14 protein-coding genes are annotated in these 13,380 nt (G+C 73.5%); 6 read left to right on the forward strand and 8 right to left on the reverse strand.

What is annotated here, in order from left to right; translation table 11 throughout:
* The first annotated feature begins 115 nt into the window (after positions 1-115).
* Together J2S66_RS31315 and J2S66_RS31320 are read left to right on the forward strand one after the other, a co-directional pair.
* A complete protein-coding gene (locus J2S66_RS31315; protein WP_310311654.1) occupies positions 116-892 on the forward strand; it encodes a TrmH family RNA methyltransferase in 777 nt (258 codons plus the stop codon).
* A gap of 36 nt (positions 893-928) precedes the next feature.
* Entirely contained in the window at positions 929-1,612 is a 684-nt protein-coding gene (locus tag J2S66_RS31320; RefSeq protein WP_310311656.1) for a DUF2537 domain-containing protein, read from the forward strand.
* A gap of 46 nt (positions 1,613-1,658) precedes the next feature.
* Here J2S66_RS31320 and J2S66_RS31325 read toward each other — a convergent pair whose 3' ends face one another.
* On the reverse strand, positions 1,659-3,518 hold the full coding sequence (locus J2S66_RS31325) for an ABC transporter ATP-binding protein (RefSeq protein WP_310311659.1): 1,860 nt from the start codon (positions 3,516-3,518) through the stop codon (positions 1,659-1,661).
* Positions 3,515-5,215: an ABC transporter ATP-binding protein gene (locus J2S66_RS31330; RefSeq protein ID WP_310311660.1), complete on the reverse strand. Its 1,701-nt coding sequence runs from the start codon at positions 5,213-5,215 to the stop codon at positions 3,515-3,517. The genes J2S66_RS31325 and J2S66_RS31330 overlap by 4 nt, the downstream gene beginning before the upstream one ends.
* 179 nt (positions 5,216-5,394) lie before the next feature.
* Between J2S66_RS31330 and J2S66_RS31335 the strand changes: the two genes are divergently transcribed.
* Positions 5,395-5,622: a hypothetical protein gene (locus J2S66_RS31335; RefSeq protein ID WP_310311662.1), complete on the forward strand. Its 228-nt coding sequence runs from the start codon at positions 5,395-5,397 to the stop codon at positions 5,620-5,622.
* A 28-nt stretch (positions 5,623-5,650) separates the two neighbouring features.
* Here J2S66_RS31335 and J2S66_RS31340 read toward each other — a convergent pair whose 3' ends face one another.
* The 6 genes from J2S66_RS31340 to J2S66_RS31365 all read right to left on the reverse strand — a co-directional run bounded on the left by J2S66_RS31340 (position 5,651) and on the right by J2S66_RS31365 (position 10,773).
* On the reverse strand, positions 5,651-6,076 hold the full coding sequence (locus J2S66_RS31340; protein WP_310311664.1) for a hypothetical protein: 426 nt from the start codon (positions 6,074-6,076) through the stop codon (positions 5,651-5,653).
* Positions 6,069-6,443, reverse strand: a complete 375-nt coding sequence (locus J2S66_RS31345) for a hypothetical protein (RefSeq protein WP_310311667.1) — start codon at positions 6,441-6,443, stop codon at positions 6,069-6,071. Before J2S66_RS31345 ends, J2S66_RS31340 begins: the two co-directional genes overlap by 8 nt.
* A gap of 38 nt (positions 6,444-6,481) precedes the next feature.
* A complete protein-coding gene (locus tag J2S66_RS31350; RefSeq protein ID WP_310311669.1) occupies positions 6,482-6,826 on the reverse strand; it encodes a hypothetical protein in 345 nt (114 codons plus the stop codon).
* Positions 6,827-6,922: 96 nt separating this feature from the next.
* The gene (sepH, locus tag J2S66_RS31355; RefSeq protein ID WP_310311671.1) at positions 6,923-7,852 is read right to left on the reverse strand and encodes a septation protein SepH; all 930 of its coding nucleotides are present in this window, start codon (positions 7,850-7,852) and stop codon (positions 6,923-6,925) included.
* 253 nt (positions 7,853-8,105) lie between these two features.
* Positions 8,106-9,239 (reverse strand): phosphoserine transaminase, encoded by a 1,134-nt coding sequence (gene serC, locus J2S66_RS31360; protein WP_310315219.1) that lies wholly within the window; start codon positions 9,237-9,239, stop codon positions 8,106-8,108.
* A 421-nt stretch (positions 9,240-9,660) separates the two neighbouring features.
* A complete protein-coding gene (locus J2S66_RS31365) occupies positions 9,661-10,773 on the reverse strand; it encodes a citrate synthase 2 (protein ID WP_306745641.1) in 1,113 nt (370 codons plus the stop codon).
* Positions 10,774-11,027: 254 nt separating this feature from the next.
* Between J2S66_RS31365 and J2S66_RS31370 the strand changes: the two genes are divergently transcribed.
* From J2S66_RS31370 to J2S66_RS31380, 3 genes are read left to right on the forward strand one after another with little or no spacing between them, the layout of a single operon-like run.
* A complete protein-coding gene (locus tag J2S66_RS31370; protein ID WP_306745642.1) occupies positions 11,028-11,330 on the forward strand; it encodes an urease subunit gamma in 303 nt (100 codons plus the stop codon).
* 10 nt (positions 11,331-11,340) lie between these two features.
* Positions 11,341-11,667: an urease subunit beta gene (locus J2S66_RS31375; protein WP_310311674.1), complete on the forward strand. Its 327-nt coding sequence runs from the start codon at positions 11,341-11,343 to the stop codon at positions 11,665-11,667.
* On the forward strand, positions 11,664-13,376 hold the full coding sequence (locus tag J2S66_RS31380) for an urease subunit alpha (RefSeq protein ID WP_310311676.1): 1,713 nt from the start codon (positions 11,664-11,666) through the stop codon (positions 13,374-13,376). Before J2S66_RS31375 ends, J2S66_RS31380 begins: the two co-directional genes overlap by 4 nt.
* Positions 13,377-13,380: the final 4 nt, after the last annotated feature.

Below are 13,380 nucleotides of genomic sequence, written 5' to 3' on the forward strand. Positions count from 1 at the left end.
TCCAAATCGGTGCTCTCTGTCACATGACGGTAACAATAAGCGACAAAGCGCAGGTTGTGAGCCCGGCCACGTTCGCGAGGGGTGTTCACGCGGTGGGAGGTGGGACACTGCCCCCGTGATCGAGATCGACGACCCGGCGGACCCGAGGCTGGACGACTTTCGGGACCTGTCGACGGCCGACCGCCGCCCGGACCGCCCGGGTGGGCGCGGCCTGGTGATCGCCGAGGGCGTGGTCGTCGTCGAACGGCTCCTCGCCTCGCCCTACCCGGTCCGCGCGCTGCTCGGCGTGCGCCGGCGCGTCGAAGCCCTCGGCGACCTCCCCGCCCCCGCGTACGTCACGTCCGCCGAGGTCATGGCCGAGGTGGTCGGCTTCCACCTCAACCGGGGCGTCCTCGCCGCCGCCGATCGCGCGCCGCGACCCGACCTGGCCGACCTGGCCGCCACCGCGACCCGCCTCGCCGTCCTCGAAGGCGTCGGCGACCACGAGAACCTGGGTTCGTTGTTCCGCAACGCCGCCGCGCTCGGCGTCGACGGCGTCGTCCTCGGCCCGGGGTGCAGTGACCCGCTGTACCGGCGCAGCGTCCGCGTCTCGATGGGCCACGTGCTGCGCGTGCCGTTCACGCACGCGCCCGACCTCGCCGCCGGCCTGAACACCTTGCGGGACAACGGCTTCGCGGTCGCCGCCCTCACGCCGCGCGCCGACGCGGTGAGCCTGGCCGACGCCGGGCTGCGCGGGCGCAGGGTCGCCGTGATGCTCGGTTCCGAGGGCCCGGGGCTCACCGACGAGGCCATCGCCGCGGCCGACGTCGCCGTGCGCATCCCCATGGCCGACGGCGTCGACTCGCTCAACGTCGCGACCGCGGGCGCCATCGCCTTCTACGCCATCGCCTGAAGCGCTACGTTGCTCTCCGAGCAGAGGAGGACGCAGGTGGAACTGCGGGTCCAGGACGGCCGCGCCGTGCTCGCGGGCAGCGACGACGCGGGTGAGCACGAGGTCGACCCCCACACCCTCCCGCTCGGCGCGGGCCTGGCCGAGGCGCTGCACGAGTGGGCGAAGGTGGCCGACGCCGTGAGCCGCACCGACTCCCCCTCCGAGGGCGTCGCGGGCGCCCTGGTGGCCAGGCGCGGCCGCCAGCTGGCCGGTCGCCTGGCCGCCGACATGGGCTCACCGGTCCGCTACACCGACCCGGTGACGGGCGACGTGGTGACGGTCGACGTGCCGGCAGCCGAGGACGAGCCCCGACCCGACGAGTCCCGACCCGACGAGCCCCGACCCGACGAGCCCCGACCCGGCGAAGCCCGACCCGACGGGCCGGACGACGCCGCCGACGCCGAGGCCGGGCAGGCGCCGGAACCCACGCCGTGGGGCACCGGCCTCACCGTCAGCCTGATCACGGCGGCGGTCGTGACGTTCACCGTGTTCACGCTGTCGGTGGGGCTCGGCGAGACCAGCCAGTGGCTCGCGCTGCTGGCGAACGTCCTGGTGGTCGGCGGCATCTCCCCCTCGGTGTGGCTGGCGCGCAGGGTGCCCGTGTGGCGCTGGGTGGCCTACGGCGTCGTCGCGGGCGTCCTCGCCGCGTGGCTGTCGCTCCTGCTCAACGGCCTCCTCTGACCACGCCCGGACACCCGGACGACAACCCGGACGACCTGGTCGGCGGTCAGGCCAGCGACTCCCGCCACGCGGTGTGCAGCGCCGCGAACCGCCCGCGTCCGCCGATCAGCTCCTTCGGCGTCCCGTCCTCCACGACGCGCCCGCCGTCGACCACCAGCACGCGGTCCGCGATGAGCACGGTCGACAGCCGGTGGGCGATGATGAACGCCGTCCGGTCGGCCAGCACGGTCTCCAGCGCGTCCTGCACCAGGCGCTCGGTGGGCACGTCCAGGCTGGACGTCGCCTCGTCGAGCACCAGCACCGCCGGGTCGGCCAGGAACGCCCGCGCGAACGCCACCATCTGCCGCTGCCCCGCCGACAGCCGCCCGCCGCGCTTGCGCACGTCCGTGTCGTAGCCCTCGGGCAGCGCCCGGATGAACGCGTCCGCGCCCACCGCCCGCGCCGCCGCCTCCACCTCGGCCCGCGTCGCCGACGGCCGTCCGAGCGCGATGTTGTCCGCGACCGAGCCGTCGAACAGGAAGTTCTCCTGCGTCACCATGACCACGGCGCGCCGCAGCTCGGCGTCCGCCACCGACCGCAGGTCCACCCCGTCCAGCCGCACCGCGCCCGAGGTCGGGTCGTAGAACCGGGCCACCAGCTTCGCGATCGTCGACTTGCCCGCCCCGGTCGCGCCGACCAGCGCCACCGTCTGCCCGGCGGGCACGGTCAGGTCGAACGGGGGCAGCACCACCGGCGTGGTCTCCGAGTACCGGAACCCCACCCCGTCGAACCGCACCGCACCCCGCACGTCGCCCAGCGGCGCGGGGTCCTCGGGTTCGCGGACCGTCGGCTCCTCCTCCAGCAGACCGGAGATCTTCTCCAGCGCCGCCGTCGCCGACGCGTACGTGTTCGTGAACATCGCGAGCTGGTCGAACGGGTCGTAGAACCGCCGCACGTACAACGTGAACGCGGCCAGCACGCCCAGCTCCAGCTGCCCGCCGGCCACCCGGAACGCGCCCCACGCCAGGATGATCGCCAACGACAGGTTGCCGATCACCCGGACGAGCGATGTGAACGCCGCCATCACGCCCATCGCCTCGGTGTTCGCGTCGCGGAACCGGGCGTTCAGCGCGCCCATGATGCCCGCGTTGCGCTTCTCCCGGCGGAACGCCTGCACCGCGCGGATGCCGTTCATGGTCTCCACGAACTGCACGATGATCTGCGCGATGGCGCCCCGCGTGCTGCGGTAGGCGCGCGCCGAGCGGCGGCGGAACCAGCGGGTCAGCAGGTAGAGCGGCACGAACCCGGACAGCACGACGAGCGCCAGCGGCAGGTCCAGGTACAGCAGCACCACCGAGATGCCGACGACCGACAGCAGCGACGTGAGCAGGCCGTCCAGGCCCTCCTCCAGCAGGTCCTGCAACGAGTCGACGTCGCTGGTCGCGCGGGAGATGACCTTGCCGGACGTGTAGGTCTCGTGGAACGCCACGGACAGCCGCTGCGCCTGCCGGAAGATGCGCTCCCGCAGCACCAGCAGCACGTCCTGGCCGATGCGCCCGGTGAGCCGGACGAACGTGAACCGCAGCAGCGTCGCCACGAGCCCGCACGCCGCGTACCCGCCGACGCACCACGCCAGCACCGCCGGGCGCCCGTCGAGCGCCGCGGGCACGCCCCGGTCGATGGCGGCGGCGATCAGCAGCGGCCCGGCCAGCGCGACCAGGTTCTCCACCACCACGATCACCAGCGCGAGCACCGCGGCCCGGCTGTGCGGGCGCAGCAGCTCGCCCAGCAGCCGCCGCGACCGGGCCTGGAGAAGCACGCCCGTGGCGTGGGTGATCTCCTCGACGTCCTCGGCGGCCACACCCCGCCAGTCCTGGCCCGACCGGGCGTCCTCGTCCTGCGGGACGTCCTCGACGACCGCGCTCACGCCGCCACCCCCTCGTCCTCCATCGTGGACAACAGCTGCCGGTAGGCCTCGTTGTCCGCCAGCAGCTCGGTGTGCGCGCCGACCGCGGCGATCCGCCCGTCGACGATCATCGCGACCCGGTCGGCGAGCTGCACCGTGCTCGGCCGGTGCGCCACGACCAGCGCCGTCACGCCCTTCAGCACGCGCCGCAGCGCGGCCTCCACCTCGGCCTCGGTGTGCACGTCGAGCGCGGACAGCGGGTCGTCCAGCACCAGCACCGCGGGGTGCCCGACGACCGCGCGGGCCAGCGCCAACCGCTGCCGCTGACCACCGGACAGCGACAGGCCCTGCTCGCCGATGCGGGTGTCCGCGCCCCACGGCAGGGCGTCCACGAACTCCTCGGCCCGCGCCACCCGCAGCGCCTCCCGCACCCGCGCCTCGTCCACGCCCTCCCCGCCGAGCGCCACGTTCTCCGTGACGCTCGCCGAGAACAGGATCGGCTCCTCGAACGCCGTGCCGACCATCCGCCGCAGCTGCGCCAGGTCCAGGTCGCGCACGTCCACGCCGTCCAGCGTGACCCGGCCGCGCGTGACGTCCGCCAGGCGCGGCACGAGCGCGGTGACCGTCGTCTTGCCGGACCCGGTCGCGCCGACCAGCGCCACCGTCTCGCCGGGCCGCACGTCCAGGTCGATCCCGCGCAGCACCTCGTCCTCCGCGCCGGGGTGCGCGAAGTGCACGCCCTCGAACCGCACGTGCCCGCGCACCGGGGTCGCCGGTGGCGTCGGGACGGCGGGGCCGCGCACGGTCACCGGCTCGTCCATCACCTCGTAGAAGCGCTCCACCGCGGACGCGGTCGAGTTCGTCTCCGCCAACAACCACCCGATCGAGTCGACCGGCCAGCGCAGGTAGGCGGTGAGCGTGACGGCGGCGACGAGCGTGCCCACGGTGGTCGTGCCGTCCGCGATGCCGACCGCGCCGAACGCGAGCTGCCCCGCGATGCTCAGCTCGGGCAGCACGATCAGCACCGCCCACAGCGCGGCGAACACCCGCACCTTCGCCAGCTCGGTGTCGCGCAGCTCGCGGGCCTGCCGCAGGAACCGCTTCGTCAGGTGCGGGCCGCGGCCGAACGCCTTGAGCACCCGGATGCCCAGCACCGACTCCTCGACCACGGTGGTCAGGTCGCCGGCCTGGTCCTGCGCCCGCCGCGCGACCACCTTGAACTTCGTCTCGAACAGGTACGACAGGGCCAGCAGCGGCAACGTGCAGGTCAGCGCGATCACGCCCAGCACCGGCGACAGCGCGAACAGCACGCCCAGGCCGACCAGCACCACGAACGTGTTCACCACGAGGAACACCATCGAGAAGCCGACGAACCGCCGGACCTGCGTCAGGTCGGTCGTGCCGCGCGACAGCAGCTGCCCCGACTGCCACCGGTCGTGGAACGACACCTGGAGGTCCTGGAGGTGGTGGTACAGGTCGGCGCGCATCCGCGCCTCGACGTCCGACGCCGGTCCGGCGATGAGCTTGCGGCGGGCGTAGAACAGGCCGGCCTCGGCGCACCCGAGCAGCACCACCACCGCCACGAGCAGCGGCAACGCGCCCAGGTCGCGGTCCGCGACGGGGCCGTCCACGATGCGCTGGGTGATCAGCGGTATGCCGAGGCCGCACAGCATCGCGAGCGCCGTCGCCGCCGCGCTCAGCGCGATCGGCGTGCGCACGGGTGTGAGGTACGGCCACAGCCTGCGCAGAGCCGCGGCTGTGGAAGTACGTTCTTCCGACACGAGTCCCCCTCCGGTCCACCCCGACGGTACGAAGGGGGACCGACACTCGGCATCCTGTTTTCCGGGGCCGGCACCCCGGTGACGACCCTGCAAGCTCTACCGCGGTGGAGGTCAAGATGGACATCCGGTTCCTGCGCGCCGAGCCGACCATGGCGCACCCGCGCGGCAGGCTGCTCGCCGTGCGCGGCGGCAGGCTGCACGTGTGGGCGCCCGACGGCTGGGACGTCGTCGGCGGCACCCGCCCCGAGGGGGCGCGCCCGATCAGCCGGGCCGAGGCCGAGGAGTGGTGCCGCGCGGAGGGCGTCGACGAGGCCGTGCTCGACACCGTCCCCCGACCGGTGTAGCCCCCGGTGGGCCCTGCCCGGGTGGGCCCTACTTGCGCCGGCGCAGCGCCGCGGGGGCCGTGAGCAGGCCCGCGAGGCCGTAGCTCGCCGCCGCGAGCAGGACGAGCACGGTCCACCGGTCGCCCAGCCCGGACCACTGCTCGGGCAGCGTGAAGTAGTGCGCGAGACCGAGCAGGACCGGCCCGATCAGCACGACCGGCCACACCGGGCGCACCGTGAGCAGCCACAGCACCGGCCCGGCCAGCAACGCGCTGACCAGCAGCGCGATCGGCAGCCCGACGACGACGAGCAGGATGAACTCGCTCAGCGTGGTCTCGTCGACGACCCGGTCGAGCACACCGGTGCGGTACGCCCAGATCCAGGCGATCAGCAGCGCCGCGCCCACCACCGCCGACACGACCACGCGCAGCAGCACGGTGAACGCGGCGCGTCCCGCGGTCGAGGTCTCAGCCACGCCGGGCAGTCTCGCGCACGTCGTGCCGCGCTGTCACCGGTGCGGCCAGCGCGAACCCCACCACCCCGGCCAGCACCGCGCCCGCCGGCACGTTCACCCAGACGGTCATCAGCGTGAGCACGGCGGAGAACGTCACCCCGACGGCCGCGAACCCCAGGGGTCGCGCCTGCCGCGCCACCGCGAGCACCAGCCACGACAGCAGCACGCCGACGAGCAGGCTCACCGGCATCGCCACCAGGCCCAGGCCCAGGCAGTCCCAGTCCTCCGTCGAGCACACCACCCCGGCCGCGATGAACTCGCGCAGCCCCCACCAGGCCGCACCGAGCCCGGCCCCGACCGCGACACCGACGACCACCCGTCCCAGCATGTCCGCCGAGTACCCGCCCGGTCACCCGCGGGAAACCGTCAGCCGCCCAGCATGCCGCCGATCAGGAACGACACCACGCCGATCAGCGCCAACCAGCCGGGTGTCGGCGAGTGCGACGCGGCGATCCCCATCAGCAGCAGGCCCACGCCCCAGCAGCACGTCGCCGTCACGCCGGGCCGCTCGACCCGCAGCAGCCGCAGCACGCCCCACACCGCGGGCAGTGCCAGCAGCACCACCACCGGGACCGACAGCGCGAACCCGATGCCGCACCCGATGTCCTCGTCGCCGCACGAGGCGCCCGCGTCGACGTACGCCCACACCGCCAGGCCGACCAGCAGCCCGACCGCACCCACCGCGCCGTACCGGCGCGCCACGTCGCCCATGCGGGAATGGTCCCCCGCCGGTGGCCGCCCGGTCGTGAGTACTACTACGCGAAAAGCCCCCCACCCGGGGCGGGTGGAGGGCCCTTCGACGCGATCTCAGCCCCGGTTGGAGCGGACGCCCAGCAGGACGTCCTCCCACGACGGGACGATCGGGTGGCTCTTCTTGCCACCGCGCTTGGGCGGGGGCTCCTTGCGCGGCGGCGGCTGCTTGGAACCGGCCGCCGGGGTCGGCTGCTGCTGCGCGGGGACCGGCGGGACCGGTTCCTCGGCCACGACGGGCTCCTCGACGACCGGCTCGGGCTCCGGCTCCCGCACGGGCGGCGGGGGCGGGGGTGCCACCGGGGTCGGCTCCTCGCGGGCGAGGATCTCCGGCTCCTGGCGGCGCTCCACCTCCAGCGCCTGGCGGGCCAGCGCCGTCACCGGGCGCAGGCTGCGCAGACCCCGGTTCGGGTTCGGGTCCATCAGGTCCACGGCGACGTCGTCCAGCGCGGTCACCGTGCCGCCCTGCACACCCGGGTGGAACGCCCAGTGCGCGCGGTTGTCCGAGCGGCCCGCCGTCCAGTGCAGCTGCACGACCCAGCGGCCGTCCTCGCCGCGCCACGAGTCCCAGCTCACGTCGGCGTAGTCCTGGCCGCGCAGGCCGAACGAGTGGGCGACGACCTCGCCGAGCGTCTGCACGTCCGGCCCGTCCTCGCGGACGGGGTGGGCGCGCTGCGCCAGGTCGGCCGTGCGGGACCGCTCCAGCAGCACCGGGTAGGCGAACCGCTCCACGCGGTGCTTCGGGATGCCGGCCGCCGAGGCGACCTGGTCCACCGACTCGCCGGCGCGGATGCGGGCCTGGATCTCCCGCGGGCGCATCTGCGACTCGACCTCGATCTCGATCTGGCCGAGCCGGGTCAGGTCGCCGCGCGCGGCGGCGCGCAGGCGCTCGTCGGCGGGGAGCACGAAGCGCTCGCCGCGATCCGGGTCCTCCAAGATGACGGACTTGCCGTCGTCTTCGAGCCCGATGACTCGCAACGCTCGCATCATGGCCTCCCGGATGACTCACCTCGCCGACTGCTGACGTTAATCCGGCGTGCCGCCTTGACGCCGGAGGCTCGCCGTGCCCATCGATATCTTCGTGTGATCTTGCCGCATGTCGTCCGTGTCCGCACGTCCGTTACGGCACACGTGCCCTGTTCAGGGTGCCCGATCGAACGCCTGATGGACACCCCCGGGCACGAGAAAGCACGAACGGCCGGCCACCCGAGGGGGTGGCCGGCCGTCCGGGGAACCGTCGTCAGAGCTGCCCGACGACCCAGTCGACCGCCTGGGTCAGGGTGGTCACGTCGGTCGGCTCGACCGCCGGGAACATCGCGACGCGCAGCTGGTTGCGGCCCAGCTTGCGGTACGGCTCGACGTCCACGACGCCGTTCGCGCGCAGCGCCTTGGCCACCGCCGAGGCGTCCACCGAGTCGTCGAAGTCGATCGTGCCGACGACCTGCGAGCGGTGCGCAGGGTCGGCCACGTACGGGGTCGTGTAGGACGTCGACTCGGCCCACGAGTACAGCCGCGACGACGAGTCGGCGGTGCGCTCGACGGCCCACTTGAGCCCGCCGTTGCCGAGGATCCACTCGATCTGGTGGTTCAGCAGGAACAGGGTGGCCAGCGACGGCGTGTTGTACGTCTGGTCCTTCGTGGAGTTGTCCAGCGCCGTGGTCAGCGACAGGAACTCGGGCACCCAGCGGCCCGACGCGCCGATCTCGGCCACCCGCTCCAGCGCGGCCGGGGACATCAGCGCGATCCACAGGCCGCCGTCGGAGGCGAAGTTCTTCTGCGGCGCGAAGTAGTAGACGTCGTAGTCGGTCGCCTCGACGGGCAGGCCGCCGGCGGCCGAGGTGGCGTCGATGGCGACCAGCGCGCCGTCGGACCCGGCGGGCCTGGTCACGGGCACCGCGACACCGGTCGACGTCTCGTTGTGCGCCCAGCCGACGAGGTCGGCGCCCTCGGCGTAGGTGATTTCGGGCGCGGAGCCGGCCTCGGCCTTGACCACGATCGAGTCGCCCAGGAACGGCGCGTCCGAGGTGACCTTGGCGAACTTCGAGGAGAACTCGCCGTAGGTGAAGTGCTGGGCGCGCTCGCGCACCAGGCCGAACGCGGCGGCGTCCCAGAAGGCGGTGGTGCCGCCGTTGCCCAGGACGACCTCGTAGCCCTCGGGCAGGGAGAACAGCTCCCGCAGGCCGGCGCGCACGGAGCCGACCAGGGACTTCACCGGCTTCTGCCGGTGGGAGGTGCCCATCAGCGCGGCGCCCTCGGCCGCGAGGGCCGCGAGGGCCTCGGGACGGACCTTGGAGGGCCCGCAGCCGAACCGGCCGTCGGACGGCCGCAGGTCGGAGGGCAGGACCAACGAGGTGGGGTCGGCGGTCTGGGTCATCGCGAAGCCTCCGGTCACGGGGAGGGGGTCGGCAGGCACGACCGGCGCCGTTGCCGGGGGTCTCAGTGTTGCAGCCGCATGGCCGAGCGGTGACGGCCGGGTGTCCCCGGTCACCCTGCTCCACCCGAACCCGGCCACGGCGAGTCGTAAGCCCAACCCGCGCGAGTCGTAAGCCCGACCCGCGCGAGTCCAACGTTCAGGACCCCCGAGTTCTACGTTCAGGTCTCCTCGTGAAGTCCTGAACGTAGAATTCGGGGGTCCTGAACGTACGACTCGCGGGTCCTGGACGTACGACTCGCGGGTCCTGGACGTACGACTCGCGGGTCCTGGGCTTACGACTCGCGGGTCTTGGGCTTACGACTCGCGCGGGTTGGGCTTACGACTCGCGCGGGTTGGGCTTACGACTCGCGCGGGGGAGGGGTCAGGAGATCTCGGACCAGCCTTCCACCTCGTCGGGAGTGCGGGGGGCGGGACCGGTGTAGGTGGCCGAGGGGCGGACCAGGCGGCCGGTGCGCTTCTCCTCCAGGATGTGCGCGGACCAGCCGGCGGTGCGGGCGCAGGTGAACATCGCGGGCATCATGTGCGGCGGCACCTGGGCGAAGTCCAGGATCACCGCGGCCCAGAACTCGACGTTCGTCTCGATCGCGCGGTCCGGGCGGCGTTCGCGCAGCTCGGCCAGGGCGGCCTGCTCCAGCGCGTCGGCCGCCTCGTAGCGGGACGCGCCCAGCTCCTTGCACGTCCGCCGCAGCACGCGCGCCCGCGGGTCCTCCGCCCGGTACACCCGGTGCCCGAAGCCCATCAGCCGCTCGCCGCGGTCGAGGACGCCCTTCACGTAGCCGCGCGCGTCACCGGTCCGCTCGACCTCCTCGATCATCGGCAGCACGCGGGCGGGCGCGCCGCCGTGCAGCGGACCGGACATCGCGCCGATCGCGCCGGACATGGCCGCCGCCACGTCCGCGCCGGTGGAGGCGATGACGCGGGCGGTGAACGTGGAGGCGTTCAGGCCGTGCTCGGCGGCCGACACCCAGTAGGCGTCGAGCGCCTTGACGTGCGCCGGGTCGGGCTCGCCGCGCCAGCGGGTGAGGAAGCGCTCGGTGATGGTGCGGCACTCGTCGATGCGGTGCTGCGGCACGGCGGGCCGGCCGATGCCGCGCGCCGACTGCGCCGCGTACGACAGGGCCATGACGGAGGCGCGGGCCAGTTGGTCGCGCGCCTGCTCGTCGGTGATGTCCAGCAGCGGCTGGTAGCCCCAGATGGGGGCGACCATGGCCAGCGCCGCCTGCACGTCGACCCGCACGTCACCGGTGTGCACCGGGATGGGGAACGGTTCGGCGGGCGGCAGGCCGGGGCCGAATCGGCCGTCGACCAGCAACGCCCACACGTTGCCGAAGGTCACCTTGCCGACGAGGTCCTCGATGTCCACGCCCCGGTAGCGCAGCGCGCCACCGTCGCGGTCCGGTTCGGCGATCTCGGTGCGGAAGGCGACCACGCCTTCGAGACCCGGTGTGAAACCGTCGTCCTCGCTCTGCACCACGCTGTGCGCTCCTTCTCGGCGAAAGTAAAGAGTTGCCAGCACCTTCCTCCTGGTGGGACGCACCCGCAATCAGGCCGGCCCGTGTCGTCGGTCACGATCAAGGAACCGATTCAGAACGGTTCCCGCGCGCCGCCCGCGCGCGAGGCGGTCGTCGAGCCCTCGTGCCGGCCCCGCGCCATGCCCTCGTGCAGGCCCCGCGTTAAGCCCTTGTTTCGGCTCCGCGTTCACGGCGTCGCGCGTGGTAGACCACCGGGATGCACCTGACGCCCCACGAGCGGGACAAGCTGCTGGTCCACGTCGCGGCCGACGTCGCGCGCAGGCGGCTGGAGCGCGGTGTGGTCCTGAACTACCCGGAGGCGGTCGCGCTGATCACCGACCACGTGCTGGAGGGCGCGCGGGACGGTCGCTCGGTCAGCGAGCTGATGGACGGCGGCAGGCACGTCCTCACCCGCGCGCAGGTGATGCCGGGTGTGCCGGAGATGATCGAGTCCGTGCAGGTGGAGGCCACCTTCCCGGACGGGACGAAGCTCGTGACCGTGCACGACCCGATCGCGTGAGGAGCGGCCCGTGGTCCCTGGCGAGATCATCCCCGGCGAGGAGCCGGTGGAGCTGAACCCCGGACGGCCGCGGACGACGCTGGTCGTGGTCAACGCGGCGGACCGCCCGGTGCAGGTGGGGTCGCACTACCACTTCGCCGCGGCCAACCCGGGGCTGGAGTTCGACCGCGAGGCCGCGTGGGGCAAGCGCCTGGACGTCCCGGCGGGCACGGCGGTGCGCTTCGAGCCGGGCGTGGAGCGGGAGGTCGTGCTGGTGCCGATCGCCGGGGCGCGCCGCGTGCCCGGCCTGCGGACCGAGTGGGCCGGCGACCTGGACGAGCGGGGGCCCGCCAGGTGACCGGGATCGACCGCCACCGCTACGCGGAGCTGCTCGGGCCCACGACGGGCGACCGGATCAGGCTCGCCGACACGAACCTCCTCATCGAGGTCACCGAGGACCGCAGCCGGGGCGCGGGCTCCGGTGACGAGGTGGTCTTCGGCGGCGGCAAGGTGGTCCGCGAGTCCATGGGCCAGGGCGTGGCCACGCGCGCCGAGGGCGCGCCGGACCTGGTGATCACCGGCGCGGTGGTCCTCGACCACTGGGGCGTCGTCAAGGCGGACGTGGGGGTGCGCGACGGCCGGGTCGTCGGCATCGGCAAGGCCGGCAACCCGGACACGATGGACGGCGTCGACCCAGCGCTGGTGATCGGCCCCGGCACCGAGGTGCTCTCGGGCAACGGCAAGGTCCTCACCGCCGGCGGCATCGACTGCCACGTGCACTTCGTCTGCCCGCAGATCGTGGACACCGCCATCGCCTCGGGCCTCACCACGCTCGTCGGCGGCGGCACCGGCCCGGCCGAGGGCACGAAGGCCACCACGGTCACGCCCGGCGCGTGGAACCTCGGCCGGATGCTCGCCTCGATGGACCACATGCCGGTCAACGTGCTGCTGCTCGGCAAGGGCAACACCACCCGCGAGGACGCCCTGCGCGAGCAGCTCCTCGGCGGCGCGGGCGGGTTCAAGCTGCACGAGGACTGGGGCACCACGCCCGCCGCGATCGACGCGTGCCTGCGGGTGGCCGACGAGTCGGGCGTGCAGGTCGCCATCCACACCGACACGCTCAACGAGGCCGGGTTCCTCGAATCGACGCTGGAGGCCATCGGCGGCCGGTCGATCAACGCCTACCACTCCGAGGGCGCGGGCGGCGGGCACGCGCCGGACGTCATCCGGGTGGTGTCGCACCCGAACGTGCTGCCGTCGTCGACCAACCCGACCCGCCCGCACACGGTGAACACGCTCGAAGAGCACCTCGACATGCTGATGGTGTGCCACCACCTGAACCGCTCGGTGCCCGAGGACCTGGCGTTCGCCGAGAGCCGCATCCGGCCCACCACGATCGCCGCCGAGGACGTGCTGCACGACCTGGGCGCCATCTCCATGATCAGCTCCGACTCGCAGGCGATGGGCCGCGTCGGCGAGGTCGTCATCCGGACGTGGCAGACCGCGCACGTGATGAAGGCCAAGCGCGGCTCGCTGCCCGGTGACGGCGGCTCGGACAACCTGCGCGCCCGCCGGTACGTCGCGAAGTACACGATCAACCCGGCGATCGCGCACGGCATCGACCACGAGGTCGGCTCGGTCGAGGTCGGCAAGCTCGCGGACCTCGTGCTGTGGGAGCCGAAGTTCTTCGGCGTGCGGCCGTCGGTGGTGCTCAAGGGCGGCTTCATCGCGCACGCGGCGATGGGCGACGCGAACGCGTCCATCCCCACCCCGCAGCCGGTCCTGGCCCGGCCGATGTTCGGGGCGCACTCGGCGGCGCTGAGCAGCGTGCACTTCGTGTCGCGGCAGGCGGTCGACGCCGACCTGGCGGGGCTGCTGCGGCTGGCCCGGCCGCTGGTGCCGGTCCGCGACACGCGGGGCGTCACCAAGGCCGACATGGTGCTCAACGACGCCCTGCCGGACGTGGAGGTCGACCCGGACAGCTTCGCGGTGCGGATCGACGGCGACCTGGTCGAGCCGCAGCCGGTGGCGGAGCTGCCCCTGGCCCAGCGCTACTTCCTCTTCTGATGGG

The organism is Saccharothrix longispora (genome assembly GCF_031455225.1).
In the GTDB taxonomy this organism is placed as follows: Bacteria; Actinomycetota; Actinomycetes; order Mycobacteriales; family Pseudonocardiaceae; genus Actinosynnema; species Actinosynnema longispora.